The following is a 26,816-nucleotide window of genomic DNA, read 5'->3' as shown; positions in this document are numbered from 1 at the left end:
GGTTCTTCAGCAGCGCGCGCGCGGCGGCCAGCTGGCCCCTCGGGCGGCGGGTCGAGGAAGGGCAGGGAGCCCGGATCGGCGCCCCAGGAGGCGCAAGTCGAGCACCAGCCCTGAGAGCTCCGCCTCCAGCATCTCGGGCCGGTCCTGCAGCGGCATGCCGCGATGGACGGCCTCGCTCCAGAGCCGAACGGCCACGCCCGGCTCGGTCCGGCCGGCGCGGCCCGCGCGCTGCTCGGCGGCGGCGCGGCTGATGCGGACGGTGACCAGGCGCGTGAGGCCCGTCGCGCCGTCGAGGCGCGGCGTGCGCCGGTAGCCGCCATCGACCACGATGCGCACGCCCGGCACGGTCAGCGAGGTCTCGGCGATGCTGGTGGCCAGCACCACGCGGCGGCGCGGGCCGATGTTCAGCGCCTTGTCCTGCTCGGTGGGCGAGAGCTCGCCATGCAGGGGCATCACGTCGGCATCCAGGCCCGACAGGCGCTCGGCCGTGCGGCGGATCTCGCCCCAACCAGGGAGGAAGGCCAGCACGTCGCCCGGCTCGCGCGCCATGATGCCGCGAATGGCGGTGGCCATGGCCTCGGGCAGGTCGCGCATCTCGAGGATGTCGCGCTTGGTGTTCTCGACGCGGACGGGATGGGCGCGCCCGGCGCTCTCGATCAGCGGCGCGTCGAGCAGCCTCGTGAAAGCGCCGCCGTCCAGCGTGGCGGACATGGCGATCAGGCGAAGCTCCGGCCGCAGCCCGCGCTGGAGGTCGAGGCACAAGGCGAGGCCGAGATCGGTGTCGAGATGCCGCTCATGCGCCTCGTCGAAGAGCACGGCGGCGACACCCTCCAGTCCGGGGTCGGATTGCAGGCGCCGCACCAGCAGCCCCTCGGTGATGACCTCCACCCGCGTGTCCTTGGACACCGCGCGGTCGAGCCGGGTGGAGAGGCCCACGGTCCCGCCCGGCTGCTCGCCCAGCAGCGAGGCCATGCGCCGGGCGGCGGCGCGGGCGGCGACGCGGCGCGGCTCCAGCACCAGCAGCTTCTGGCCCCTGGCCCAGGGCTCGTCGCGCAGCACGAGGGGGACGAGCGTGGTCTTGCCCGCGCCGGGCGGGGCGACGAGCACGGCATTGCTGCCCGTCAGGAGCGCCGCGCGCAGCGCCGGCAGGGCCTCGCTGACGGGAAGGTCGATCAGGGCTTGTTCGAGGGCGTTGTTCACGCCCCCCGATACCCCGCCTCCGGCGGGTTAGTCCCAGCCTTCCGCCACGGCCTTGCCGATCATGGCCCCGCTTTCGACCAGCGCATGGCCCTCCAGCAGGTTCGCCGCGTCGATCCGGCCGAGATGCTTCTTCATCGCGTGGCGGATGGTCCCGGCATCCACCAGGTCCGCCACCTCGTTCAGCAGGTGGTGCTGGGCGATCAGATCGGGCGTGGCGTAGATGGAGCGGGCGAACATGGCCTCCCAATGGAAGCTGGCCGCCTTGGATTTGAGCCGGCCGATATCGATGGTCATGAAGTCGTCGATCGCGCAGACCGCACCCTGCGGCGCCACCACCTCGCAGATCGCGCGCCAGTGCTTCACCGTCTGCGTGGTCGCGAAGATATAGGGGAAGTCGAGGCCGAGCGCCTTGGCCTGGGCCGGCAGGTCCCCCGCATGGTCGAGCACGTGATGCGCGCCGAGCTCCTCGCACCAGGCACGGGTCTCGGGGCGCGAGGCGGTGGTCACCACGGTCAGCTTCGTCAGCCGCCGCGCGAGCTGGATCGCCATGGAGCCCACGCCGCCGGCCCCGCCGATGATGAGCACCGCGCCCCCCGCCGCGCCGCGGGCGATGCGCAGCCGGTCGAACAGCGCCTCCCAGGCGGTAATCGAGGTCAGCGGCAGGGAGGCCGCCTCGGCGAAGCCCAGCGTCTTCGGCTTGCGGGCCGACGAGGCGCTCGTCCACCAGCTGGAACTGCGCGTTGCTGCCGGCCCGATTGATGGCGCCAGCGTAGAACACCTCCTCGCCCGTGCCGAAGATATGCGCGTCCGGCCCGCGCGCCACGATCACGCCCGCGGCGTCGAAGCCCAGCACGCGCGGCTCGCCGGCGGGGTCGGCGCCGGATCGCTGCTTGGCGTCCACCGGATTCACCGAGACGGCGCGGACCTCGATGAGCAGGTCATGGCCCCGCGGCTCGGAGGGGTCGCGGAGGACCAGATCCTCCAGCGCGTCCTCATGGGTCACGGGATGGCAATGGGTATAGGCGACGGCCTTCATGTCTGACGCTCCCGGTTGGTGATTTCCGCCATGAGGGCGGCGGACGAGACCAGATGCAACCCCCCTGACAACCACCGATGCCCCGCCGCGTTCTGCCCGCAGCATCAGGGGATCATACGAAACCATGTCCGAACAGGCCGCCGCGCCACCCGTCGCCGGTCATGGCGCCGCGTCGCTCACCAGCGTCGTCATCGATACCTATAACGCGGAGCTCCGCGACAAGGATGGCTTCATCGGCGACCGTGCCAGCAAGAAGGCCTTCTGGTCCATCGTCGAGACCTGGCGCGATCGCCTGCGCGAACTCGGCGACGAGGACCCGATCGGCGAGGAGCCGACCGAGGAGGTCTCCAAGCGCAAGCTCGAGAAACTGCTGCAGGACGAGCGGCCTGAGGTCGCCGCGCTGATCCACGGCATGGTGGAGGATTTCGCGCAGGAGCTGGCCGGCGTCACCCGGCGCTTCCTCAAGCTCAAGGGCTGGAAGGACACGCAGCGCATCGCCGTCGGCGGCGGGATGAGCGGCAGCCGGATCGGCCAGATCGCCATCGCGCGGGCCTCGCTGCTGCTCCGGGCCGAGGCGCTGGGCCTGGAGCTGGTACCCATCACCCACGACCCCGACGAGGCGGCGTTGATCGGCGCGGCCCATCTGGCGCCGAGCTGGATCTTCGCCGGGCATGACAGCCTGCTGGCCGTGGATATCGGCGGCACGAACATCCGCGTGGGGCTGGTGGAACTGAACCTGAAGAAGAAGGACCTCTCGGCCGCGAAGGTCGTGGGCCTGGAGGTCTGGGCCCATTCGGAGGAGGAGCCCAGCCGCGAGGAGGCGGTGAAGCGGATGGCGGGGATGCTGAAGAAGATGGTCGCCCTGGCCAAGTCCGAGAAGCGGATGCTGGCGCCCTTCATCGGCATCGGCTGCCCGGGGATCATCGAGGAGGACGGCTCCATCGATCGCGGCGGGCAGAACCTGCCGGGAAACTGGGAGAGCAGCCGCTTCAACCTGCCGCGCGCCCTGGTGGAACACCTCCCCGAGATCGGCGACCACGCGACGGCGGTGCTCATGCACAACGACGCGGTCGTTCAGGGCCTCAGCGAGATTCCCAATATGCAGGATGTGGAGCGCTGGGGCGTGCTGACCATCGGCACCGGGCTGGGAAATGCGCGCTTCACCAACCGGGGGTGATGCTCGAAAAAAAACAAAGAGCTAGAGACTTCGAAGTGAGCCCTTGCGAACGAAGAAGGCTCTAAGGGGCGGGCCGGTTGGGCCGCACCATGTCGCCGCTGCGGATGGCGTCGGAAGGGCTGTTGATGACCCACTCGCCGCGCTCCAGCCCGGAGCCGATGTCGAGATGCGCGCCATGGTCGCGCGCGATGCGCACCGGCTTCACCGAGACCTTCCCCTGATCGTCGACGACGGCCACGGAGGTGCCGGCGCTGCGGAAGATCAGCGCGCTCGCCGGGATGCGGACCTGGTTCGCGCCCGTGCCCGGCGGCAGCTCGAGGCGCACCTGCGCGTAGCCGCCCGGCTTCAGCAGGTCGGCCGCGTTGTCCACCGTGAACTGCACCAGCATCGAGCCGGACTGCACGTCCAGTGCATCGGCCGTGCGCGTCAGCTCGGCGGTGAAGGCCTGGTCGCCATGCTCGGGCACCGTGAACTGCGCGGTCACACCCGGGCCGATGGCCGCGGCATAGGCCTGGGGCACGCGGAGATAGAGGCGCAGCTTGCTGCTGTCGGTGATGGTGAAGAGCGCGGCGGAGGCCGTGGCGCCGGCATTGATCAGCGCGCCGACATCGGTGCCGCGGCTGGTCACCGTGCCGCCGAAGGGCGCGACCATCTGGGTGAAGCCGGTCAGCGCCCGCAGGCGGTTCAACTCGGCCTCGGCCTGAGTGAGCTGCGCGCTGCGCACGGCGAGGTCGCCACGGCGCTCGTCGGTCGCCTGCTGCGAGACGACGCTGCGCGCCACCAGCTCGTTCCAGCGCTGGGCACTGCGCGCGGAGAGGTCGCGCTGGGCGCGCACCGTGGCCAGGGCCGCGGTGGCGGCGGCGAGCTGCTGCTCGACCTCGGGCGCGTCGATCACCGCGAGCAGTTGGCCGGCCGTGACGACGTCGCCGATATCGACGAGCCGGCGGGCGAGGAAGCCGCTGGTGCGCGCATAGACCGGCGCCTCGGCCCAGGCGACGAGCCGGCCCGGCAAGGTGAGCGGACGCGGGCGGACCTCGCTCGGCTGGACCACGCTGACGCTGGGCACGGTGGCGGCGGCGGTGATCTCGCGCAGCTTCTCCTGCGCCTCCAGCCGCGAGGAGAAGGTGATCCAGAGCACGCCGCCCAGCCCCGCCAGACCGAGCAGCAAAAAGAGGCCGACGCGGCGCGGGCTGGCCATGGCCGGTGCCGACATGGTGTCAGGGGTCGTCGCCTGGGGCTCGATCGTGTGGGGAACGGGTGCTTCAGGCATGGACGACACCTTCGGGGCGGGCGGTACGGGGCGCCGGGCGGCGGCCGTGGATCAGGGCGAAGACGGTGGGCACGAAGACGAGCGACGCGCAGGTGGCGACGATGAGCCCGCCGATCACGGCCCGGCCGAGCGGCGCGTTCTGCTCGCCGCCCTCGCCCAGGCCCAGCGCCATCGGCCCCATGCCGATGATCATGGCCAGCGCGGTCATGATCACGGGGCGGAAGCGGGCGACGCCGGCCTCGAAGGCGGCCATGCGCCCGTCGCCGAGCTCGGCCAGCTTCTCGCGGGCGAAGCTGATCACCAGGATCGAATTCGCCGTCGCCACGCCCATGCACATGATGGCGCCGGTCAGCGCCGGCACCGAGAGCGGCGTGCCCGTCACGAAGAGCATCCAGGCGATGCCCGCCAGCGCCGAGGGAAGGGCCGCGACGACGACGAAGGGATCGGCCCAGGATTGGAAGTTCACGACGATGATCAGGTAGATCATCACCACCGCGCCCAGCAGGCCGAAGCCCATCCCCGCGAAGGCGATGTTCATCGTCTGGTACTGGCCACGCAGCGTGACGCGGATGGCGGGCGGCTTGTCGGCGTCGAGGCGGGCGATGGCGCGCTGCACATCGGCGGCGACGGCGCCGAGATCGCGCCCCTGGGTCGCGGCATAGACGCTGATGAGCGACTGGATGTTGTACTGGGAGACCACGGCCTGGGCGGGGATGCGGACCAGATTGCCGAGCGCGCCCAGCATCTGCGGCTCGGGCGAGCGCGGGCCGGTGACGGGCGTGGCCTCCAGCTCCTCCATCGTGTCGGTCAGGTATTCCGGCGTCTGCGCGACGACGGCATAGGTCACGCCATTGGCCGGGTTGAGCCAATAGACCGGCGCCGTCTGCGACGAGCCGGCGACCGAGCCCGCGAGGCTCGTCGTCACGTCGCGCTCGTCCAGGCCCAGCGCGTTGATGCGCGTGCGGTCGGCCATGAAGCGCAGCGAGGGGCTGCTGGCGGGCTGCTGGATGCGCGCATCCACCAGGCCGTCGATGCCGCGCACCTCGCGCAGGATGCGCTGCGCGAAGTCCTGGTTCTCGGCGGGGTTGGGGCCGGTCACCTGGATGTCGATGGGCGCGGGCGAGCCGAAGTTGAGGATCTGGCTGGTGATGTCGGCCGGCAGGAAGGAGAAGGTCACCGTCGGGAAGAGGCGCGGCAGCTCCAGCCGCAAGCGCTGCACGTGATCGGCGGTGGGCGTGTGGTCGCGGTTGAGGCTGATGATGATGTCGCCATCCATCGGGCCGACGGTGCCCGAGGCGCTGTAGATCACGTTGATGCCGCTCTGGGAGAGGCCGATATTGTCCACGATGGTGCGGATCTGCTCGGGCGGGATCAGCCGGCGCACCTCGTTCTGGATGCGGTCGGACAGCGCCGAGGTCTCCTCCAGCCGCGTGCCCGAGGGCGCGCGGATATGCATCGCGATGGTGCCGCTATCCACCGCCGGGAAGAAGTTCTGGCCCAGGATCGGCACCAGCGCGAGGCTGCCGAAGGAGAAAACCAGGAACAGCGTCATGGTCGTGGCGCGGGCCGAGATGGCCAAGCGCAGCAGCCCGGCATAGGCCATGCGGATCCTCTCGAACCCACGCTCGAAGCCGCGCTGGAAGCGGCCGAAGATATGCGTGGGCGGGCGGTGGTGTCCGTGGCCCCCGGCATGCGGGCGCAGCAGGTACATCGCCATGGTCGGCACCAGGGTGCGCGACAGGATGAAGGACGAGATCATCGCGAAGACGACCGAGAGCGCCATCGGCACGAAGAGGAAGCCCGAGACGCCCGGCAGGAAGAACATCGGCACGAAGACGATGCAGATGCACAGCAGCGAGACGAAGGCCGGCACCACGATCTGCTCCGCGCCGTCGAGGATGGCGGTGCGGACGTCCTTGCCCTGCTCCAGGTGCCAGTTGATGTTCTCGATGGTCACCGTCGCATCGTCGACCAGGATGCCGACCGCGAGCGCGAGGCCGCCCAGCGTCATCACGTTCAGCGTCTGGCCGAAGGCCGCCAGCATGAAGACCGCGGAGAGCACGGCCAGCGGAATCGAGATCGCGATGATGACCGTGGAGTGCCAGGAGCCCAGGAAGACCAGGATCATCAGCGAGGTCAGCACCGCGGCCAGCCCGCCCTCATGGACCACGCCCTCGATGGCGGCCTTCACGAAGATCGACTGGTCGTTCAGCGGCGTGACGGTGAGGTTGGGCGGCAGGCTCGGCCGCAGCGTCGGCAGAAGGTCCAGGATCCCGTTGACGATGTTGATGGTCGAGGCCGAGCCGTTCTTCAGCACGGTCAGCAGCACCGAGCGCTGACCGTCCACATGCACGACGTTCTGCTGCGGCGCCGAGCCGTCGCGGACATTGGCGACGTCGCCGATGGTGATGGTGGCGCCGTTGACGGTGCGGATCGGCAGGGCGGCGAGCTCGGCCACCGTGCCCGGCGCGTTGTTGAGGTTGAGGCTGTACTGGAACTCGCCGATCTTCACGAAGCCGGCCGGCGTGATCTGCGTCTGGGCGGCGATGGCGTTGCCGACGTCCTGCGCGGACAGTCCCTTGGACTGCAGGGCGTTGGGGTCGATGTCGATCTGGATCTGGCGCGTGCGCCCACCGAAGGGGAAGGGCATGGCCGCGCCGGGGATCGTGACCAGCTGCGGGCGGATGAAGTTCACGCCGAGGTCGAAGAGCTGCTGCTCGTTCAGCCCCTGCCCGGCGAGGGCGATCTGCAGGATGGGCACGGTCGAGGCGTTGTAGTTCAGGATCAGCGGCGGCGTGGTGCCCGGCGGCAGCTGGCGCAACAGGGTCTGCGAGATGGCGGTGATCTGCGCATTGGCCAGGCGCACGTCGGCGCCCGGTTGGAAGAAGACCTTCACGATGCCCAGGCCGGGCATGGCATTGGCCTCGATATGCTCGATGTCGTTGACGGTGGTGGTCAGCGATCGCTGGTAGGGCGTGAGGATGCGCCCCGACATGTCCTCGGCCGAGAGCCCGTTGAAGGACCAGGCCGCGGCGACCACCGGGACGGGGATGGCGGGGAAGATGTCGGCCGGGGTGCGGAGCGCGGCGAGCACGCCGCCGATGACGATCATCACCGCCATCACGACGAAGGTGTAGGGCCGTGCGAGCGCGATGCGGACGAGGGAGATCATACGGGAACTTCGGTGCGGAAAGGTTGCGTCGGCCCGTCCCCCGCCGCCATGCTGCGAGGAGGTCGGGTCATGCGGGTTTGCGAGCGTCGAAAGTGACCGGCACCGATCGGGGACCTCCGCAAGTCAACGGGCCCCGCCGCCAAGGGCGGCCGGGCCAGTCATTATCAGGTCAGAGCGCGCGGGCGTCCACAGACGATCTTCGGGGCCGCGGCTGGTTTGCGCGAAGTATGGATTTCGCTTCACCGGCGCATGCCTGTTTCGAAAGCAGGTCTGGCCCAGCGGAAAGGCAGAACGGGTGCTGTAAGAAGTGTCGATCGGCCCTCTCCAGTTCGGTTGGCCGGTCGCCGGCGTCTGTTCGCGTCGCGTTACGAACATCTCAGGATGATCAAGTACGGGGTGGCGCCCCGATTGAACCACCTGAGACGCTCAGCATCGACACGAGCATACGTGGCTTCGATCGAGGCGATTTAGCCCCAATTCCCCGATAGGGCCTATGAGCGCCCAATATCAATCGGCCTTCCGCTTCGGGACGGCGCCCCAGGCCACCTGCCCGGATGACCCGTTCAGATAACGGGCGCCACGCCGTCCTTGCTGACCATCACCCGGTTGGTCGAGAGGCGGCCATCCTCGCCGCGCGTCGCATTGATGAAGACCGTGGCATTGGGCACGAGGTCGCTTCGCGCGGCGGCGATGGGCATGAGCATCGGCGTCTGCGCCGGCACGCGGACCAGCACGCGGCGGCCGAGGATGCTCAGCGTCAGGTCGCGGCCCGAGCCGCTGTCGACCGCCGCCTCGACCGGGCCGTTGTTCATGGTGGCGCCGGGCGCGGTGTCCCAGGCGTTCTGGAGCTCGGTGATGCGCATGCCGGGCGGCAGCACGGTGATGGCGGTGGCGCGCAGCTCGCCATCCGGACCCGGCTCGGCGACGACGCCCACGGCCGTGCCCGGCGTGATCTCGGCCAGGGTGACGCGACGCAGGGCCGCGACGGTCGTGTTCTCGGCGAGGTTGACGATGACCCGCTCGCCGGCGCGGGTGGTGATGCCGAGCGCATTGCCCTCGAGTTCGAGAATGGTGCCGCGGATGCGGGTGGGGCCGGGCTGAGTCTGGGCCGGAGTCTGGGCCTGGGCCCATGGGGAGAAGGCCGGGCTGGCGGCCATGGCGGCGCCGAGGGCCAGGAACGTGCGGCGGGTGATCATGGACATCGCGTTATCTCCCAATCGCGGCCGAAGCGCCCGCGGCAATGACGTGACGCTACCGCATTCGCCGGCGGAGCCAGCCTGGTTTCTGCCGGCGTCGAAACAACAGCTCAGTCCACCGGCATGGCGACCGGCGTGCGCACCGGCTCCCCGGCGAAATGCGCGTTGAGATTGGCGGCGACGAGGGTGGCGGTGGCCATCATCGCCTCGGGCGAGCGGCCGGCGATATGCGGCGTGATGATGAGGTTCGGCGCGGCGGCCAGCGCCGGGGGCACCTCCGGCTCGCCATCCACCACGTCGATCGCCGCGCCGGCGATGCGCCCCTCGCTCAGGGCGGCAACCAGGGCCTGCGTATCCACCACGCTGCCCCGGCCGATATTGATCAGGAAGCCTTTGGGCCCCAGAGCGTCGAGGACGGCCGCGTCCACCATGTGCTGCGTGTCCGCGCCCCCGGGCGTCGCGATCACCAGGAAGTCGGCCCATTCGGCCAGCGCCTTCACCGAGGCCATATAGGCATAGGGGCTTTCCGGCCGGGGCGAGCGGTTGTGGTAGGCGATCTCCATGTCGAAGCCGCGCTCGCCGCGCTCGGCGATCTGGCGGCCGATATTGCCCAGGCCGATGATGCCGAGCTTCTTGCCGAAGACCATCGGCCGGGGCGAGCGCGACTGCATCCACTCGCCGCGCCGCACGGCCGCATCGGCCCAGGGGATGTTGCGGGCGATGGAGAGGATCAGCGCCCAGGTATGATCGGCGACGGTGACGTCGTTGGTGGCCGGCCCGTTGGTGACCTTGATGCCGCGGGCCTTGGCGGCGCGCAGGTCCACGTTCTCATGGCCGACGCCGACGCAGCAGATGATCTCCAGCCTGGGCAGGGCGGCGATCGCCTCGGCGGTCAGTCCGGTGGCGCCGTTGGTCAGCACGGCGCGCAGGACGGGGGCCAGCCTGGGGATCGCCTCGGCCCGTTCGGCCGGGGTGGGGGCCAGGTGAATCTCGAAGCCCGCCTCCGCGATCCGGGCGAGGCGCACCGGGTCGAGAGGGATCTGGACGAGGAGGGGAATGGGCATGCTTCTTGTGCTTCCGGCGCGCTGACGGAACGAGTTTGCGGCACTGCGGCAAAGGTGTCGAGGCGGGCCGCGAGGGCGCGATCCGGCGAACGGGGATGCGCCCCGGCCCGGCTTGGCGCATCATCGGCCCGACGAACAAGCGAGCACCAAGGAATGCGGATCGCCCTTCTGGCGGACATCCATGCCAATCTGGAGGCGCTGGAAGCCTGCCTGGCCCATGCGGCCGCGCAGAGGGTCGAGCGCCTGGTCTTCCTCGGCGACCTGGTGGGCTATGGCGCCAACCCCGTCGAGGTGACGATGCGCGTGCAGGAGCTGATGGAATGCGACGCCGTCGCGCTGCGCGGCAATCACGACGAGGCGGCGCTGACCGGACCGCGCAATTTCTCCCGCATGGCGGCCATCGCCATCCAATGGACCGCGACCCAGCTCACCCCCGCCGCGCGCGGCTTCCTCGCCGGCCTGCCCATGAGCCACGAGGAGGAGGACCGCCTCTACGTCCATTCCGAGGGCTCGGACCCGGAAGGCTGGATCTACGTCACCGACGCCGCCGTCGCGCGCGTCAGCCTGGAGGCGACGCAGGCGCGACTCACCTTCTGCGGCCACACGCACAGCCCCGCGCTCTTCGGGCTGACGGCGACGGAGAAGCTGGTGGCGCACCGCCCGACGCCCGACCTCATGCTGCCCTTGCTCCAGCCGCGGCGCTGGCTGGCCGTGATGGGCTCCGTGGGCCAGCCGCGCGACGGCAATCCGGCCGCCTGCTACGGCCTGCTCGACACCGACACCAGCGAATGCGGCTGGATGCGCGTGCCCTATGACATCGCCACCGCCGCCCAGAAGATCCGTGCGGCGGGGCTGCCGGAATTCCTGGCCGAGCGACTCTTCACCGGGACATGAGTGAGGCCACATGAGCGAGGGCACATGAGCGAGTTGCCCATCATCGGCGGCTATACGCTGGGCCCCGTGGTGCATCGGGGCGGCATGGCGGTGCTGCGCGAGGCGACCCATCCGGACCATCCGGGGCCGTTGCTGATGAAGATGCCCAAGATGGCCGAGGGCGAGGACCCCGCCGCCATCGTCAGCTTCGAGATGGAGCAGATGATCCTGCCCCGCCTCACCGGCCCGCATGTCCCCCGATGCTACGGCGCGGGCCATGAGCCGGTCCCCTGGATCGTGATGGAGCGCATCTCCGGCGGCTCGCTGCTGCCCTTGCTCAAGCGCCTGCCGCGCGCGCCGGAGGAGGTGGCCCTGCTCGGCGCCGGCGTGGCCGATGCGCTGGACGGGCTGCACCGCCAGGGCGTGGTGCATCTGGACGTGAAGCCCTCGAACATCCTGCGTCGCGGCAGCGAGAACGGGCCGATGGTGCTGGTGGATTTCGGCCTGTCGCGCGCCGCCTTGCTGCCCGACCTGATGGAGGAGGAGTTCCGCCTCCCCTACGGCACCGCGCCCTATATGGCGCCCGAGCAGGTCATGGGCATCCGCGGCGACCCCGCCTCGGACCTCTTCGCGCTCGGCGTGCTGATGTACTTCTTCCTCACCGGCAAGCGCCCCTTCGGCGACCCGCAGCGCATGGCGGATCTGAAGCAGCGCCTCTGGTCGGACCCGACGCCGCCGCGCGCCATCGTGCCCGAATGCCCGCCTTGGCTGCAGGAGGTGATCCTGCGCTGCCTGGAGCCCGCGCCCGAGCGCCGCCACGCCAGCGCCGCGCATCTCGCCTTCGACCTTCGGCACCCCGAGGCGGTCGCGCTCGGCCCGCGTGCGGCGAAGCTGAAGCGCGACGGTTGGACGAAGCGCATCCAGCGGCGCTTCAACCCGGAGTTTCAGCCCAGGCTGCGCCGCAAGGCCGAGGCCCTGCCGCAGCGCGACGCGCCGATCATGGCCGTGGCGCTCGACATCGACGACATCTCCAAGGAGATGTCCGCCGCGCTGCGCGACACGGTGGGCCGCATCCTCGCCATCCGGCCCAATGCGCGCGTCGCCTGCCTCAACGTGCTGCGCACCAACCTGCTGCGGCCGGACAACACGCTCGACCGCGAGGGGCGAAACAAGCACGTGCAGCGCCTGCTGGAGCTGCGCCACTGGTCGGCGCCGCTCGCTTTGCCGGAACACCGGCTGACCCATCACGTGCTGGAGGCGGTGAGCGCGAGCGGCGCCATCCTCGAATACGCCACGCAGAACCGGGTGGACCATCTGATCCTGGGCGCGAAGGCGGGCGGGATCACCCAGCGCGTGCTGGGCAGCATGCCGACGGAGGTGGCACGGGATGCGCCCTGCTCGGTGACGATCGTGCGGGTGAGGGATTTCTGAAGCGCAGGCGTCAGAAGTAAATGTCGACGTAATCCGTCAGCCCCGCGCAGGCTTCCATCTCCTGCATGCGCCAATAGCGGCGGGTGCCGGTGACGCGGAAGTGCAGCTGGCCCTCGCGCAGGCATTCGGCGCGGTTCTCCGGCGCCTGGCGCATGGCGACGCGGCCCTGGAAGATGAAGCTCGTCGCGTCGATGCGCGTCACCACCCCGTCCATCTCGAGCCGGCCCGGCCCGTTGCGCTGCTGCTGCGAGCCGCGGAGATGGAAGAGCCCGTCCTGCTCCTCCAGCCGAACGCGACCGCGCGAATTGTCCCAGGAGATCCATTGCAGTGAGAGGCCGCTGTTGCGGCGCAGCCGCTCCAGCGCCGCGCGATTCAGGATCTCTGTTCGGTGGACGCCGGCCGGCTTGTCCTGCGCCGGGGCAGGAGCAGGGGACAAAGCGAGGCCCAGGGCCAGCGCGGCGGCGAGGAGCTTTCTCATGGCCGCAATTCATGCCGGAAAATACGATCGGCGCAACGCTTCAGCCCTTCAGCGGCGGGTGCAGGACCTTGTCGCGGTAGTTGCAGTACGGCTCGGCCTTGCAGCGCCAGCAGTCGGGCGCGCGCGCCTTGCAGATGTAGCGTCCGTGCAGGATCAGCCAGTGGTGGGAGTCGCGCAGCAGCTCGGGCGGGATGCGCTTCACCAGCCCGTCCTCCACCTCGCGGACGTTCTTTCCCGGGGCGAGGCCGGTTCGGTTCCCGAGGCGGAAGATATGCGTGTCCACCGCCATGGTCGCCTCGCCGAACATCACGTTCAGCACGACATTGGCCGTCTTGCGGCCCACGCCGGGCAGGGCCTCGAGCGCCTCGCGGTCGTGCGGCACCTCGCCGCCGTGGCGCTCGACCAGGATCTGCGAGAGCGCGGCGACGTTCTTCGCCTTGCCCTGCCAGAGCCCGATCCGCTTGATGAGCTGGCCGATCCCCTCGGCCCCGAGCGCGGCCATGGCGGCGGGATCGGGCGCGGCGGCGAAGAGGCCCGGCGTCACCTTGTTCACCATGGCGTCCGTCGCCTGGGCGGACATCACCACGGCCACCAGCAGCGAGAAGGCGTCGGTGTAGAGAAGCTCGGTCTCGGGGGCCGGATTCTCCTGGGCGATGGCGCGGATGAATTGGCCCACCTGCTCGCGCGACATGATCCGGGCGCGGCGCGGTTCCGTGGCCGAACCATGAAGAGGTTTTGGGGTTTTCATCGCGGGCCATCATCCTATCTGATGCGGTGATGCCCGAAACCCCCGCCTTGTTCGAGGCCCGCTCGGCGCCGCTCAGCAGTCTGGATGCGCGCGGCTTCCGGATCTTCGCGGGCCTGCTGCTGCTCGGCTTCACCTTCACCGGGACCGTGGTGACGCTGATGGGCGCCTGGCCGGTCACCGCCTTCGCGGGCACGGAGGCGGTGCTGCTCCTGGGCCTCATGGCGCTCTACCGCCGCCGGGCGCGGGGCAGCAGCGAGACGGTGACGCTGCTGGAGGGCCGCCTGATCATCCGCCGCCGCGAGGGCGGCCGGCGCGAGGAGGCGAGCTTCGACCCCTTCTGGGCGCGCCTGCGCTGGGAGGGCACGAAGCTGCTGATCGGCCAGCGCCAGAGGACCATCGAGATCGGCCGCTTCCTGGCCCCCGAGGAGCGCGAGGACCTGGCCCGCGTGCTGGAATCCGCGCTGCGCCGCTACCGCGAGCCGGTTTTCGACAATCCCCAGCTTCGGGGTTAAACCGGACGCTCCTTCGCTGCGTTAAGGTTCGCAATGTCCATTCCCCGCCCCGTCATGCTCGTGATTCTCGATGGCTGGGGCTGGCGCGAGGAGGTGGCGGACAACGCCGTCCGCCAGGCGAGAACGCCGAATTTCGACCGCCTCTGGGCCGGCTGCCCCCACGCCTTCCTGAAGCCCTCGGGCCACGACGTCGGCCTGCCGGACGGGCAGATGGGCAATAGCGAGGTCGGGCATCTGAACATCGGCGCCGGGCGCGTGGTGATGCAGGACCTGCCGCGCATCGACGCGGCGATCCAGGACGGTTCGATGGCGAAGATGGCGCCGCTGACCGAGTTCATCGCGAAGATGAAGGCGAGCGGCGGCACCGCGCATCTGGTCGGGCTGGTCTCGGGCGGCGGCGTGCACAGCCACCAGCGGCACGCGGCGGCGCTGGCGAAAATCCTGACCGGGGCGGGCATCAAGGTCGCGCTCCATGCCTGGACCGATGGGCGCGACACCGCACCGCGCTCGGCCCCTGATTTCATGGCGCGGCTGGAAGCGGCCCTGCCCGAGGGCGCGAAGGTCGCCACCGTCACCGGCCGCTACTTCGCCATGGACCGCGACAACCGCTGGGAGCGCGTCTCCAAGGGCTGGTCCGCGATCGCCCTGGGCAAGGGCGAGGCCACCGCGCCGGATGCCGAGGCCGCCATCAAGGCGGCGCATGACCGCGACGTCACGGACGAGTTCATCCCCGCCACCGTCATCGGCGACTATGCCGGGATGCGGGATGGCGACGGCCTCCTCTCCTTCAATTTCCGCGCCGACCGCGTGCGCGAGATCCTGGCCGCGCTGCTCGACCCCGCCTTCACCGGCTTCGAACGGCCGAGGGTCGTGAAGCTCGCCGCCGCCTTGGGCATGACCCAGTATTCGACGGAGCTGAACCACCTGCTCGGCACGCTCTTCCCGCCGCAATCCATGGCGGACATCCTGGGCGCGGTGGTCAGCAAGGCCGGGCTCAAGCAGTTGCGGATGGCCGAGACGGAGAAGTACCCGCACGTCACCTATTTCCTGAACGGTGGCGAGGAGGTTCCCTATCCGGGCGAGACGCGGATCATGGTCGCCTCCCCCAAGGTCGCGACCTATGACCTTCAACCGGAGATGAGCGCGCCCGAACTGACCGCGAAGGCCGTGGCGGCGATCAAATCCGGTGAGCAGGACCTCATCGTCCTGAACTTCGCCAATGCCGATATGGTGGGCCATTCGGGAATCCTGGCTGCTGCCATCAAGGCCTGCGAGGCGGTGGATACCGGCCTCGGCGCCATCGCGGACGCCATCCAGGAGATGGGCGGCGCGCTGCTCTTCACCGCCGACCACGGCAATGCCGAATTGATGAAGGACCCCGTCACCGGCGGCCCGCACACGGCGCACACCACCAACCCGGTGCCGGTCGTGCTGATGGGCGGCCCGGCGGGCGGCAAGCTGCAGGATGGCCGCCTGGCCGATCTCGCGCCGACGCTGCTCCATCTCATGGGCGTGACGCAGCCCGAGGCCATGACCGGGACCAGCCTGTTGGCGTGATCCGCGGCGCATGGCACATCTCCGTCAGGTTTTGCGGAGATTGAGGGCATGGCATTGCGCGTGGCGGTCCAGATGGACCCGATGGAAAGCATCGGCATCGATGGCGACAGCACCTTCGCCATGATGCTGGAAGCCCAGGCGCGCGGCCATGCGCTCTGGCATTATCACGTGAAGCATCTCTCGATGGAGGGCGGGCGCGTCATCGCCCATGGCCATCCGGTCGAGGTGCGGCGCGAGAAGGGCAACCACTTCACCTTCGGCGCGCCGGTCGAGCTCGACCTCGCCAAGGACATCGACGTGGTGCTGATGCGCCAGGATCCGCCCTTCGACATGGCCTATATCACGGCCACGCACCTGCTGGAGCATATCCACCCCAAGACCCTGGTGGTGAACGACCCGGCCAGCGTGCGCAACGCGCCGGAAAAGCTCTTCGTCCTGAAGTTCCCCGAGCTGATGCCCGAGACGCTGGTGAGCTCGGACGTGCGCGAGATCCGCAAGTTCCGCGACAAGCACGGCGACATCATCGTGAAGCCGCTCTTCGGCAATGGCGGCGCGGGCGTCTTCCACCTCAAGCCCGACGATTCCAACCTGAACTCGCTGCTGGAGATGTTCACCGAACGCTCGCGCGAGCCGCTGATGGTGCAGAAATACCTGCCCTCCGTGCGGCAGGGCGACAAGCGCGTGATCCTGATCGACGGCGTGGCCATGGGCGGCATCAACCGCGTCCCGGCCGCCGGCGAGGCGCGCAGCAACATGCATGTCGGCGGCCGGCCGGAGAAGACCGTGCTGACCGACCGCGAGCGCGAGATCTGCGAGCGCATCGGGCCGGAGCTGAAGGCGCTCGGGATGATCTTCGTGGGGATCGACGTGATCGGCGGCTATCTCACCGAGATCAACGTGACCTCGCCGACCGGCCTGCAGGAGCTGGCGCGCTTCGACGGCGTGCATCTGGAAAAGGCGATCTGGGACGCCATCGAGGAGAAGCGGCGCGGCTGAGGCCGCGCGACCCACGATACATTCCCACGCCTTGAAGCGGACGTTCCGCCGGGCCTAGCCTTGCTCGTTCGGGAACGAGGAGGGCGCCATGGCCCTGCAGGCATCTGTGGAGACACGACGCGCCGAGGCGGAGATGGCCATCGCGATCCTGCGCGAGGAGCTGAACCGGGCGCTTTCCTACCGCAGGAAATACAACGCGGACGGTCATAACCTCTGCCTCGCGCTGGTCGATCTCACGACGGGCGGCAGTCAGGTCATGGCCGCCTATTCCAATGATTCCGCCATCCCGCATTCGCTGCGGCTGCATCTGGACCTCGTGCCGGACACCTACGCGCTGTTGCCCGCCGGCAGCCGCTTCGGCTGCGACGGCATGGCGCAGCTCCACACCGAACCGAAGCTCCTCAACTTCCTGACGGCGCAGCCCGCCATCCGCCAGCAACCCTTCGCCCCGGTCGAGCATGCCGCGGTACCTCCCGGGCAGCTCATTGCCGATTATCGCGACTTCGTGGCCGGGCAGCGACGCCAGGCGCAAATCCGCGCGCAGGCGCTGCCGGCCGTGCAGGCGGTGAAGGCCGTGACCCTGGTGTCGGAAATCGACTGCTGCCCCACCTGCCGCGCCCATTCCATCGAGCGCTTCCGCGCGCGCTATCCGGACAAGCCGCTGTCGATCATCGAGCTCGGCAAGGTGGCGCGCGCGCCCACTGGCTATCGCGAGGTAACCATTTCCCGCACCACCTCCGGCTAAAGGGTGACCGATCCCTCGAACATCGGCACGCAGCCGCCGCCGACCGTCGCGCGGATGCCGCCCGGCGTGCGCTTCGCGGCGGCGCGCAGCAGGCTCGGCCGGCCCATCTCGACACCCTGCTGGATGTCCCAGGACCCAGTTTCGGCGCCGCTGAGACTCAGCAGGAAGCCGGCGAGCGGCGTGGCCGCGCTGCCTGTAGCGGGATCTTCCCAGGTGCCGGCGAGGGGCGAGAACATCCGCGCGCGAAGCCCCGTGCCTTCCGGGCGGTAGAAGTAGACGGAGAGCTTGCCGCCGAGCGATGGCGTCGCCGCCACGGCGCGGCGGAAGGCGGCTAGGTCGGGCGAGGCGGCCGCCATGGCCTCCGGCGTCACTTCGAAGAGCAGCCGCGGATTGCCGCCGTCATGCGCGATGGTCGGTGCATGACGGGTGGTGACGACGCCCTCGGCCGGGATTCCGGCGCAGGCGGCGGCTAGTTCGACCGGCATCTCCACGCCCACGGTGAGCGCCTGCGGCGCGGCGACGGTGGCGCTGGTCACGGCCCCCGCGGCATCGCGCGCGAGCTTGATCTCGACGAGGCCCGCGATCTCCTCGAAGCGCAGCACGTCGTCCTTGGCCCGATCCGCCAGCACGAAGGCCGTGCCGACATTGGGGTGGCCGGCGAAGGGCATCTCCGCCGTGCGGTGGAAGATGCGCACGCGCGCCGAATTCGCCGGATCGGCCGGGGGCAGGACGAAGGTCGTCTCGCTGTAGTTCATCTCCGCCGCGAGCGACTGCATCTCCGCATCGGTGATGCCGCGCGCGTCCGGAAAGACGGCGAGCTGATTCCCGCCGAAGCGGCGATCGGTGAAGACATCGAGGGTGACGTAGCGGAAGGTGCGGCTCATGGCGGCGAGCTTAGGAGCGTTCCCACTCCCTGTCAGCCCGCCGCCACGGCGTCAGAGCGCGAGTTCGATCAGCACCGGCACGTGGTCGCTGGCCGGGGTCCAGCCGCGCGCGGGCTTGAGGATCTGTTGGCGCACCAGCTTCCCCTTCAGGTCCGGGCTGACCCAGATGTGGTCCAGTCGCCGGCCGCGATCGGCCGCCTCCCAGTCCTTCGCGCGGTAGGACCACCACGTGTACATCTTCTGGTCGGCTGGCACGAAGTGGCGCAGCGCGTCCACCCAGTTCGCGGCCTTCTGCCATTGGGTCAGCGCCTCGACCTCGATGGGCGTGTGCGAGACGATCTTCACCAGCTGCTTGTGCGACCAGACGTCGTGCTCGAGCGGCGCGATGTTCAGGTCACCCACCAGGATGGAGCGCTTCGCCTCGCCCTGGGCCGCGAACCAAGCGGTGGCCTCGGCGATGAAGTCGAGCTTGTGGCCGAACTTCACGTTCAACTCGCGGTCGGGGATATCGCCGCCGGCGGGGACATAGAAGTCGTGCAGGTCGATGGGCCCGCCCGGCGCGTCGAGCGTCACGCCGACATGGCGGCAATCGCCCTTCATGCACCAGTCGGGATCATTGCCGCGATGGGTGAAGGGAATGCGCGAGAGGATCGCGACCCCGTTATAGCCCTTCATCCCCCTGGCGACGACGTGCTCGAAGCCGAGTTCCCGGATGCCCTCATGCGGAAAGAGGTCGTCCGGGCACTTGGTCTCCTGCAGGCAGAGGACATCGGGCCGCAGCTGCGCGTCCAGCTCCCGTAGCAAGGGGAGCCGGAGGCGGACGGAGTTGATGTTCCAGGTCGCGGACCCGGAGGGTCCGCGACATCAGACGATCTTGGTCGTGACCGTGCCGACGCCCTCGACGAAGCCTTCCAGCACGTCGCCCTTCACCACGGCGGCCACACCCTCGGGCGTGCCGGTCATGATGAGGTCGCCCGGCTTGCAGCTCGACCAGCTCGGAGAGGTTCGCGATCACCTCGGGCACCGACCAGATGAGCTTGGAGAGGTCGGAGGTCTGCGTGACCTTGCCGTTCACCTTGAGCTCGATCTTGCCCTTCGAGGGGTCGAAGCCGGCGGCCGGGATCAGGTCGCCCATGGGCGCGGGACAGGTCGAAGCCCTTGCCCATGTCCCAGGGACGGCCGGTCTTCTTGGCCTCGTTCTGGATGTCGCGGCGCGTCATGTCGAGGCCGGAGCAATAGCCCCAGACGTGGGTCAGCGCATCGGCGATGGCGATGTTCTTGCCGCCCTTCCCGATGGCGACGACGAGCTCCATCTCGTGGTGCAGCGACTTGGTGACGCTGGGATAGGGCATGTCGGCCCCGCCGGTCACGATCGCGTCGAAGGGCTTCGTGAAGTAAAAGGGCGGCTCGCGCGTCGGATCGCTGCCCATCTCGATGGCGTGCTCGGCGTAGTTGCGGCCGACGCAGAAGATCCGGCGGACCGGGAAAAGCTTGTCGCTGCCCTTGATGGGGACGGCGGATGTGGCGGGCGGGGTGATCACGTAATCGGGCACAAGACGCTCCTGGACAGATCCACCGTCGCGTCTAAAGCAGAATGATCTGGAGGGAAATCGGGGGCGATTGTTGCTTGACCCGGCTTCGGAAGCGGTGACAGTTTTGCGCTCTGCGAATGGGGGACCGGCGGCGGCTTCGGAAACGAGGCCCCGAAACGTAAAGCGCCCGACCAGGGGGGTGGTCGGGCGCCCAACAGTTCACTTGCGATCGCAATGGTCGGGCGAGCCGATTAGGGGGAACCGACGCGTCCTGTCGGTGGATGAACTACCATCGACACCGCGCAGCATAGCGCAGCCTTAATCCGGGCGCAAAGTGTATTCCGACAGTTACTCTGCAGCCTGACGCGCATACCTCGTCTGCGACCAAGCCATACAGGCCTCGCCGAAGCGTTCGAAGATGCGACGACTGAATTCGTCGCGCTCCCAATCGTATTCCGGATGCCATTGCACGCCCCAGGCATAGCCGCGCGCATCACGCACCTTCACGGCCTCGACGGTGCCGTCCGGCGCCCAGCCCATCGCGTCGAGCCGCGGCGCCAGGCGTTGAACGCCCTGATTGTGCAGGGAATTTACCGGAATCTGGGTGGTCCCGGCCAGCTCGTGGAGCATGCCTTCGGCGGCCAGCCGCACGCCATGGGCCTTGCCCGTCCGCACCGAGGGGATCGGCTGGTCGGAAGGGGTGGAGTGATCCATCCGGCTCGGCAGGTCCTGGATGCGCTGGTCGAGGCTGCCGCCCAGGGCCACGTTCAGCTCCTGCATGCCCCGGCAGATGGCCAGCAGCGGCACGCCCATCTGAATGGCGGCGCGAATGAGCGGCAGGGTCGTCGAGTCGCGGAGCTGGTCTTCCGGCGTGCCCTCCGCATGGGCGGGGCCGTCGTAATGGCCGGGCCAGACGTTGCTGCGGCTGCCGGTCAGGATGAGGCCGTCGAGTCGCGGCAGCATTTCGGGCGCCAGCGCCTCGCCGGCGGCGGGAAGCAGCACGGGAATCCCGCCCACAGGCCCGAGCACCACCCGGACATAGCTGTCCGAAGCGGCGTGATTGGGCGTGTTGAAGGCGCCAAAGGCCTTCACGCAGCAGGAGATTCCGATCAGCGGTCTCATATCCGCAACAAACCAAGTCGTCGCGGCGGATTCAAGGCGGGAACAGCGATGCCGGCAGGTTTTTTCATCGGCGCTGTTCGAGTTCCTCGCGGAAGCGGGGGTCGTTGAAGGCGAAGAGGAGGGAGGCGAAGCGCCCGCCGGTCTCGATCTGGTTCAGCGTCACGCGCGTGCTGCGCCCCTGCGCGTCGACCACCAACCATTGCCGCAGGACCATGGGGTCCTCCTCCAGGATGAGGGTGATGCGCCCCTCGGCCGGCTGGGCGGTGCGCGACACGGTGACGGACACCAGCCCGCGCGCGCGCTCGACGCCCGAGACGGTCACGTCGCCGGACAGGCGCAGCGGCGAGCGCAGCAGCACGCTCAGCGGGGTGGAGGAAAGCGGCACCACGGTCGGCTGCCGCAATTCGCGATCGTAATGGAAGAACTGGTTGTCGGCCGCGATCAGGAGGGTCGGCTCCGGCGGATCGTATTCGAAGCGCATGCGCGAGGGCCGCCAGATCCAGGCGGTGCCCTCGGCCGAGCCGCCGCCCTGCGCGATCTGCAGGAAGCGCGCCTTGAAGGTGGTCATCGCGTTGAAATAGGCCTCCACCCGGCCGATCACCTCGGCCTGGCTTTGCGCCAAAGCAGGGGCGGCGAGCGAGGCAGGCGCGAGGAGGGCGGGGACGGCGAGGAGCGTGCGGCGTTTCATCTTATGTTTGTGGGGCTCCTCCAGGGCCAAAGAAAGGCCCTGGGCGTCGATTCGCGCCGCGATTTACCGCGGGGTCACGCCCGGCGGCGGCAGGGCGGTGCCGCGGGGCATGCCGCCGGCCGCGCCCGGGATGCCCGCCGGCATCTGGAAGGTCTGATAGCCGCTCGGGCGCTGGAACCGCGCGGGGTCCTGCGTGCCATAGGTCACCGAGGTGGCCTCGATCTGGCCCTGGCGGCCGTCCCCCTCGGCGCGGAGCATCACGCCGTCGGCGGTGAGGCAGGCGCGGCCGGTCCGGCCCTGGTCCTCCATGCGCCAGATCACGCAGTCGGTATTGGCGATGCGCGCCGCGCCCTCGCGTGTGAAGCGGGCGCTGGCGCTGGGCTGCATGCCCGTCGCCGGGAGCTGGCTGACCGGGACGTCCATGATCATGCGCTGGCCCTCCATCACCATGAAGCCGGGGGTGGTGCCGCGCATGTCGGCCACCATGAAGCCCTGGCCGCCGGGCATGTCGACGCGCATCAGGCCGCTGGCGGCGCTCCAGGAGATTCGCAGCTCGGCGCCGGCAGCGGGGCCCTGGCCGGCCGTGCGATAGGCGACCGACACGTCGCGCGTCGGGGTGATGGCCGGGCGGTCCTGGGCGAAAGCGGGGAAGGCGGTGAGGGCGCAGGCGAAAGCGAGGGGCAGGAAACGCATCGTGAGGCATCCTCTTTGATGCCGTGCAGCCTCGACCCTGAGTCGCGGTCCGGTCAATGGCCGGACCGCGAAACGACGCCAGGGGAGGGGCCGGCCCGCCTTGTCGCGGGCCGGGTATGGACGGGTCAGAACTTGAAGGTGAGCGAGCCCACGGCGCGCGCGCCGCAGATGTCCTGGCGGGTGCCGAAGATGCAGTCGCCGCGGCTGATGGAGGTGTCGTAATAGCCCACGCTGGCCGTGATCGTGTTGCCGAGCACCGGCAGGACGAAGTCGCGGCTCACGCTGATGCCCCACCAGGCGTAGTCCGGCGTGCCGAAGCGCGGGTTACGCTCGATCCACTGGTGGCCGACGCGGGCGCCCAGCGTGAGATCCCAGATGCCCGTCTTCCAGTCGGCGCCGCCCTCGATGTACACGCCCGTGCCCGAGCGGCCGTAATAGTTCGGGGAGACATTGACCGCGGCGAGCAGGTTCACCGGCCCGATCTCATAGGTCCCCTTCACATAGCCTTCGTAGAAATCCATCTCCTGCACGCCGGGGGCGCGCGAAAAGCCGGGATAGAAATAGCCCTGCGCGCCGACATCCAGGTTCACCGGGCCGATCGCGAAGCGATAGCCGCCAAAGGCGTCGATCTCCTGGCGGGCGTCCGTGCCCGCGAAGCGAACGTTCGAGATGAAGGTGCCGATGTAGAAGCCGCTGGAATGCACCAGCTCGGCCGAGCCCTGATAGGCCATGCGTGAGCGCGTCTGGCTGATACCGCGGAAGAGATAGTCGCTGGCCACCGTGGCCGTGGGCGACAGGGTCAGGCCGGCCTCACCGAGGGTGATCTGGGCCGAGGCTGGCGCGGCGGTGGCCAGGCCGGTCGCTGCGAGGGCGGCGAGTAGGAGCTTGCGCATGAGTTCTCAGAACCTTTCTGGTCGGACGTGCTGCGACCATGAAGGCGGGAAACACCTGTAAACGGCAAGCCGGAAGATTATAAAAGAGGCATAGTGTTGCATGACAGCAACATGACTGAGCGATATGATTATAAATCAGGCATTATGCCTGAAGGTGATGCGGTCGGCTGGGCGGTCTCCGGAAGGGGCCTCAAACCCGCAGGTCCAGGAGTGAACCCCTCGGAAGGGGGCGATTCGGTGCGGGCGGAACGGCTTCCAGCTTGCGCTGCGCCACCTGCTCGGCGGCCGTGTCATCGGCACGGGCGTTGCGCTGGACCGGCGAGGGCTCCACGCCGGGTCGGATGCGCGAGACCTCCTGCGGGAAGGCCGCGAGGGCGTTGGTGCTGATCATGTGCACCACCTTCCATCGAAGGGATGAAGGCTTCGTAAAGATGCCCCGCCTTTGGCCGGAAAATCCGGCCCGGGCGGTCGCGGCGAGGATCTGGTTGAGCATCATGCCTCGAACGATGCCGCGCGACGCCGTTAACACTCCAGCAACCTTTAGCTGTATTTTTGGTGCTTCAGGCCTGGAAGTGTCGGCGAATCACTCGCGCGAGGCCCGCGGGCGGCGCTACAGCAGCGCCATGCCGGATTTCAGCCTGGAAGTCTCGATCGGAGGGCTCGTCGCGGGAGTGGACGAGGCCGGGCGCGGGCCGCTCGCCGGGCCGGTGATGGCCGGCGCCGTCCTCTTCCTTCGTCCTTGCCCGCCCGCTTTGGCGAATCTCCTCGATGACTCGAAGCGCCTGACCGAGGCGCAGCGCCTCGGCGCCGTCCTGGCCCTGCGCGAGGCGGCCCGCGAGGGCTGGCTGACGATGGCGCTCGGCGCGGCTTCGGTCGCCGAGATCGGCCGAATCAACATTCTTCAGGCGACCATGCTGGCCATGCGCCGGGCGGTGGAGCGCCTCGCCGTGGCGCCGGAGGCGGTGCTGGTCGACGGCAATCGGTCGCCCGGCATGCCCTGCCGCGTGCAATGCGTCGTGGGCGGCGACGGGTTGAGCCTGTCGATCGCGGCGGCCTCGATCCTCGCCAAGACGGTGCGCGACGAGGGGATGAAGAAGCTCTGCCTGCGCTGGCCCGCCTATGGCTTCGGGCGGCATTTCGGCTATCCGACGGCGAAGCATCGCGCCGCCCTGCGCGAGCATGGCGCCTGCCCCCATCACCGCCGCGGCTTCGCGCCGGTGGAAGAGGCCTTGCGCCTCGCCGCCTGATCCCGGTCGTGCCAGGCAGGGGCGACTCTTCCGCCACGGATTTTCGGAAAGGTTCGTCGCGGTCGCGTCTGGCGGTTGACGACGCGACTCGGCCAACCGCATTGTCGGCCCCGATTCGCAAAGGAAAACCGTCTCTTGGGCGCTGGGCTCGACGTACCGCTCGACAAAATTCTGGTGGGCGACTGCATCGAGGAGTTGCGGGGGCTTCCGCCTGCCTCCGTGCACGCGATCTTCGCCGATCCGCCCTATAACCTGCAGCTGCGGGGCGCGCTGCTTCGGCCGGATCACAGCCTCGTCGACGCGGTCGACGACGACTGGGACCGCTTCGCCGACTACGCGACCTATGACCGCTTCACGCGCGAGTGGCTGACCGAGTGCCGCCGCGTGCTGCGCAAGGACGGGACGCTCTGGCTGATCGGCAGCTATCACAACATCTTCCGGCTCGGCACCGCGCTGCAGGATCTCGGCTTCTGGATCCTGAATGACGTGATCTGGCGCAAGGCCAATCCGATGCCGAACTTCCGCGGCCGGCGCTTCACCAATGCCCACGAGACGCTGATCTGGGCGGCGCGCGGGCAGGAGGCGAAGTACCGTTTCAACTATGCCGCGATGAAGGCCCTGAACGACGATCTGCAGATGCGCAGCGACTGGTTCATCCCGCTCTGCACCGGCAATGAGCGGTTGCGCGACGAGACGGGCGGCAAGGTGCATCCGACGCAGAAGCCCGAAGCCCTGCTGCACCGGGTCATCCTCTCCTGCACGCAGCGCGGCGACGTGATTCTCGACCCCTTCCTGGGTTCGGGGACGACGGCGGCGGTCGCGCGGCGGCTGGGGCGTCATTTCGTGGGGATCGAGCGCGATCCCACCTATGCTGCCGCGGCGCTGGCGCGGGTCAACGCGATCCAGCCCCTTGCCGATGAGGTGACGATGGCCACCCCGACACGCCGCGAGCAGCCGCGCATTCCCTTCGGGAACCTGGTGGAGCGCGGCCTCGTCGCCGCTGGCGAGGCCCTGACCGACCGCCATCGCCGCTGGACGGCGACGGTGATGCCCGACGGGACGGTGAGCTGCGGCACGGCGCGCGGCTCGATCCATGCGGTGGGCGCTGCGGTGCAGGAAGCGCCCTCCTGCAATGGCTGGACCTTCTGGCATCACGTGCAACGCGACGGGACACTCAAGTTGCTCGATGTATTCCGCGGCGAACTAGCGCCATAATCCCACCTTTGCCGAAATTTCCGGAAAAGAAGCGGAATACAACAAGAAAATGTAATGCGGTTTCTTTGATATATCAGATTTGAATCCAGCATTTCTTCTGTATGGGGGATGCAGGCGATCCTGTCAGTGCAAGGAAATGAAGATATGTCCCAGAAACTCGGGCGGCGTTCTGAAAACCAGCGCGGTGAAATTGTCCTGCTGGCCCTGCGCCTCACTTTGATGGCCGCCGCGGCCGCCCTCATTGGCGTTCTCGGGCACGTCGCCTGGAAGATCATCTCCGCCTGATCCCGGTCATGGAATGCGCCGTGCCTGCGGCGCGGATCCCCGCTATGCAGGGACGATGCTGATCCGGCGCATCGCCCTTCTCCTCTTCGGTCTCCTGTTCTGCGGAACCACCGGCCTCGTGGCATTTCGCCTCCTGGCCATCGACGGCGTCTCGCCGCTCGACGTCGCCTTCCTGGCGGCCCTTCTGTTCCTGAGCCCCTGGATCGCGCTCGCCTCCGGCAATGCGCTGATCGGGCTCTCCATCCTGCTCTTCACGCCCGACCCGCCCGCCCATGTGGTGCCGGCGATGCGCGGCCTGCGGCCCGGCCCGCCGCGCGGGCGGACGGCCATCGCCCTGTGCCTGCGCAACGAGGCCATGGCGCCCGTGCTCCAGCCGCTCGGCCCGATGCTCGATGGCCTGCCCGCGACCCATTTCGAACTCTGGTTTCTCTCCGACACCGTCGAGCCGGAATTCCGCGCGGCGGAGGATGCGGCCATCGCGACCTTCCGCCTCGCGCGGCCGGACGATGCCGCGCGCCTCCATCTGCGCCGCCGCTCCGCCAATGCCGGCTTCAAGGCCGGCAATGTCATGGAGTTCCTCGAGGCCGAGGGCGCGGATTACGACTACCTCCTCTGCCTCGATGCGGATTCCGTCATGACCCCGGCGGCCGTGCTGAAGCTGGTCGCCGCGCTGGATGCCGAGCCTGGCATCGCCATCCTCCAGCAGCTGATCGTCGGACGGCCGGTTGCCGCGCCCTTTCCGCGGCTCTTCCAGTTCGGCATGCGCGCGGGGATGCGGGCCTGGGCGACCGGGCAGGGGTGG

At 69.1% G+C, this 26,816-nt stretch carries 25 protein-coding genes and 2 pseudogenes; 11 read left to right on the top strand and 16 right to left on the bottom strand.

The genetic code is table 11. From position 1 onward, the window contains the following. Nucleotides 1-6: 6 nt before the first annotated feature. Together ACO057_RS15605 and ACO057_RS15600 are read right to left on the bottom strand one after the other, a co-directional pair. The gene (locus ACO057_RS15605) at nucleotides 7-1,200 is read right to left on the bottom strand and encodes a helicase-related protein (RefSeq protein WP_421993363.1); all 1,194 of its coding nucleotides are present in this window, start codon (nucleotides 1,198-1,200) and stop codon (nucleotides 7-9) included. A gap of 27 nt (nucleotides 1,201-1,227) precedes the next feature. After that, nucleotides 1,228-2,236 (bottom strand): annotated as a pseudogene (locus ACO057_RS15600) (zinc-binding alcohol dehydrogenase family protein). A 124-nt stretch (nucleotides 2,237-2,360) separates the two neighbouring features. Between ACO057_RS15600 and ACO057_RS15595 the strand changes: the two are divergent. Next, nucleotides 2,361-3,413, top strand: a complete 1,053-nt coding sequence (locus tag ACO057_RS15595) for an ROK family protein (RefSeq protein WP_421993361.1) — start codon at nucleotides 2,361-2,363, stop codon at nucleotides 3,411-3,413. Nucleotides 3,414-3,474: 61 nt separating this feature from the next. On the opposite strand, the gene ACO057_RS15590 is transcribed toward ACO057_RS15595, so the two are convergent. The 4 genes from ACO057_RS15590 to ACO057_RS15575 form a co-directional block, all read right to left on the bottom strand. Then, nucleotides 3,475-4,683: an efflux RND transporter periplasmic adaptor subunit gene (locus ACO057_RS15590; protein WP_421993359.1), complete on the bottom strand. Its 1,209-nt coding sequence runs from the start codon at nucleotides 4,681-4,683 to the stop codon at nucleotides 3,475-3,477. Beyond that, nucleotides 4,676-7,855: an efflux RND transporter permease subunit gene (locus tag ACO057_RS15585; RefSeq protein WP_421993357.1), complete on the bottom strand. Its 3,180-nt coding sequence runs from the start codon at nucleotides 7,853-7,855 to the stop codon at nucleotides 4,676-4,678. The genes ACO057_RS15590 and ACO057_RS15585 overlap by 8 nt, the downstream gene beginning before the upstream one ends. Before the next feature lie 563 nt (nucleotides 7,856-8,418). Then, the gene (locus ACO057_RS15580) at nucleotides 8,419-9,057 is read right to left on the bottom strand and encodes a hypothetical protein (RefSeq protein WP_421993355.1); all 639 of its coding nucleotides are present in this window, start codon (nucleotides 9,055-9,057) and stop codon (nucleotides 8,419-8,421) included. Between the two features lie 104 nt (nucleotides 9,058-9,161). Further along, a complete protein-coding gene (locus ACO057_RS15575; protein ID WP_421993353.1) occupies nucleotides 9,162-10,115 on the bottom strand; it encodes a 2-hydroxyacid dehydrogenase in 954 nt (317 codons plus the stop codon). A gap of 153 nt (nucleotides 10,116-10,268) precedes the next feature. Between ACO057_RS15575 and ACO057_RS15570 the strand changes: the two genes are divergently transcribed. Together ACO057_RS15570 and ACO057_RS15565 are read left to right on the top strand one after the other, a co-directional pair. After that, nucleotides 10,269-11,009, top strand: coding sequence for a metallophosphoesterase family protein (locus ACO057_RS15570; protein ID WP_421993351.1), 741 nt, complete (start codon nucleotides 10,269-10,271; stop codon nucleotides 11,007-11,009). 24 nt (nucleotides 11,010-11,033) lie between these two features. Further along, complete coding sequence (locus tag ACO057_RS15565) at nucleotides 11,034-12,419, top strand: serine/threonine protein kinase (protein WP_421993349.1); 1,386 nt, start codon at nucleotides 11,034-11,036, stop codon at nucleotides 12,417-12,419. Nucleotides 12,420-12,429: 10 nt separating this feature from the next. On the opposite strand, the gene ACO057_RS15560 is transcribed toward ACO057_RS15565, so the two are convergent. Beyond that, the gene (locus ACO057_RS15560) at nucleotides 12,430-12,897 is read right to left on the bottom strand and encodes a hypothetical protein (protein WP_421993347.1); all 468 of its coding nucleotides are present in this window, start codon (nucleotides 12,895-12,897) and stop codon (nucleotides 12,430-12,432) included. Nucleotides 12,898-12,937: 40 nt separating this feature from the next. Next, complete coding sequence (nth, locus tag ACO057_RS15555; protein ID WP_421993345.1) at nucleotides 12,938-13,588, bottom strand: endonuclease III; 651 nt, start codon at nucleotides 13,586-13,588, stop codon at nucleotides 12,938-12,940. An 86-nt stretch (nucleotides 13,589-13,674) separates the two neighbouring features. Here nth and ACO057_RS15550 point away from each other — a divergent pair, with 86 nt between their 5' ends. The 4 genes from ACO057_RS15550 (at nucleotide 13,675) to ACO057_RS15535 (ending at nucleotide 17,455) form a co-directional block, all read left to right on the top strand. Then, nucleotides 13,675-14,157, top strand: coding sequence for a DUF2244 domain-containing protein (locus ACO057_RS15550; RefSeq protein ID WP_421993343.1), 483 nt, complete (start codon nucleotides 13,675-13,677; stop codon nucleotides 14,155-14,157). Nucleotides 14,158-14,190: 33 nt separating this feature from the next. Further along, on the top strand, nucleotides 14,191-15,714 hold the full coding sequence (gpmI, locus tag ACO057_RS15545; RefSeq protein ID WP_421993341.1) for a 2,3-bisphosphoglycerate-independent phosphoglycerate mutase: 1,524 nt from the start codon (nucleotides 14,191-14,193) through the stop codon (nucleotides 15,712-15,714). A 48-nt stretch (nucleotides 15,715-15,762) separates the two neighbouring features. Continuing rightward, complete coding sequence (gshB, locus tag ACO057_RS15540; RefSeq protein ID WP_421993339.1) at nucleotides 15,763-16,710, top strand: glutathione synthase; 948 nt, start codon at nucleotides 15,763-15,765, stop codon at nucleotides 16,708-16,710. An 88-nt stretch (nucleotides 16,711-16,798) separates the two neighbouring features. After that, the gene (locus tag ACO057_RS15535) at nucleotides 16,799-17,455 is read left to right on the top strand and encodes a hypothetical protein (RefSeq protein WP_421993337.1); all 657 of its coding nucleotides are present in this window, start codon (nucleotides 16,799-16,801) and stop codon (nucleotides 17,453-17,455) included. Here ACO057_RS15535 and ACO057_RS15530 read toward each other — a convergent pair. The 8 genes and pseudogenes from ACO057_RS15530 to ACO057_RS15495 all read right to left on the bottom strand — a co-directional run bounded on the left by ACO057_RS15530 (nucleotide 17,452) and on the right by ACO057_RS15495 (nucleotide 23,658). Further along, nucleotides 17,452-18,339: a PhzF family phenazine biosynthesis protein gene (locus ACO057_RS15530; protein ID WP_421993335.1), complete on the bottom strand. Its 888-nt coding sequence runs from the start codon at nucleotides 18,337-18,339 to the stop codon at nucleotides 17,452-17,454. The two genes, ACO057_RS15535 and ACO057_RS15530, sit on opposite strands and share 4 nt — an antisense overlap. 51 nt (nucleotides 18,340-18,390) lie before the next feature. Beyond that, nucleotides 18,391-19,170, bottom strand: coding sequence for an exodeoxyribonuclease III (locus ACO057_RS15525; RefSeq protein ID WP_421993479.1), 780 nt, complete (start codon nucleotides 19,168-19,170; stop codon nucleotides 18,391-18,393). Nucleotides 19,171-19,203: 33 nt separating this feature from the next. Next, nucleotides 19,204-19,892, bottom strand: a pseudogene (locus ACO057_RS15520) (fumarylacetoacetate hydrolase family protein). A 327-nt stretch (nucleotides 19,893-20,219) separates the two neighbouring features. Then, nucleotides 20,220-20,993 carry a gamma-glutamyl-gamma-aminobutyrate hydrolase family protein gene (locus tag ACO057_RS15515; protein ID WP_421993333.1) on the bottom strand — a complete coding sequence of 258 codons (774 nt, stop codon included), beginning with the start codon at nucleotides 20,991-20,993 and terminating at the stop codon, nucleotides 20,220-20,222. 64 nt (nucleotides 20,994-21,057) lie between these two features. Next, entirely contained in the window at nucleotides 21,058-21,681 is a 624-nt protein-coding gene (locus ACO057_RS15510; protein ID WP_421993331.1) for a LolA family protein, read from the bottom strand. 63 nt (nucleotides 21,682-21,744) lie between these two features. Next, complete coding sequence (locus ACO057_RS15505) at nucleotides 21,745-22,374, bottom strand: hypothetical protein (protein WP_421993329.1); 630 nt, start codon at nucleotides 22,372-22,374, stop codon at nucleotides 21,745-21,747. A gap of 125 nt (nucleotides 22,375-22,499) precedes the next feature. Continuing rightward, nucleotides 22,500-23,267, bottom strand: coding sequence for a TorF family putative porin (locus ACO057_RS15500; protein WP_421993327.1), 768 nt, complete (start codon nucleotides 23,265-23,267; stop codon nucleotides 22,500-22,502). A gap of 190 nt (nucleotides 23,268-23,457) precedes the next feature. After that, the gene (locus tag ACO057_RS15495; protein WP_421993325.1) at nucleotides 23,458-23,658 is read right to left on the bottom strand and encodes a hypothetical protein; all 201 of its coding nucleotides are present in this window, start codon (nucleotides 23,656-23,658) and stop codon (nucleotides 23,458-23,460) included. A gap of 232 nt (nucleotides 23,659-23,890) precedes the next feature. On the opposite strand from ACO057_RS15495, the gene ACO057_RS15490 reads away from it, so the two are divergent. The 4 genes from ACO057_RS15490 to ACO057_RS15475 all read left to right on the top strand — a co-directional run. After that, on the top strand, nucleotides 23,891-24,514 hold the full coding sequence (locus ACO057_RS15490; protein WP_421993477.1) for a ribonuclease HII: 624 nt from the start codon (nucleotides 23,891-23,893) through the stop codon (nucleotides 24,512-24,514). Nucleotides 24,515-24,649: 135 nt separating this feature from the next. After that, nucleotides 24,650-25,729, top strand: coding sequence for a site-specific DNA-methyltransferase (locus ACO057_RS15485; RefSeq protein ID WP_421993323.1), 1,080 nt, complete (start codon nucleotides 24,650-24,652; stop codon nucleotides 25,727-25,729). Nucleotides 25,730-25,873: 144 nt separating this feature from the next. Beyond that, the gene (locus ACO057_RS15480; protein ID WP_421993321.1) at nucleotides 25,874-26,014 is read left to right on the top strand and encodes a hypothetical protein; all 141 of its coding nucleotides are present in this window, start codon (nucleotides 25,874-25,876) and stop codon (nucleotides 26,012-26,014) included. A gap of 13 nt (nucleotides 26,015-26,027) precedes the next feature. After that, nucleotides 26,028-26,816: glycosyltransferase (locus tag ACO057_RS15475; protein WP_421993319.1), on the top strand; the 789-nt coding region annotated here is incomplete at its 3' end.

This window comes from Roseococcus sp. (assembly GCF_965227005.1).
Taxonomy (GTDB): Bacteria; Pseudomonadota; Alphaproteobacteria; order Acetobacterales; family Acetobacteraceae; genus Roseococcus.
The sequence above is the reverse complement of the archived record's forward strand: the minus strand, read 5'-3'. Positions and strand labels throughout refer to the sequence as shown.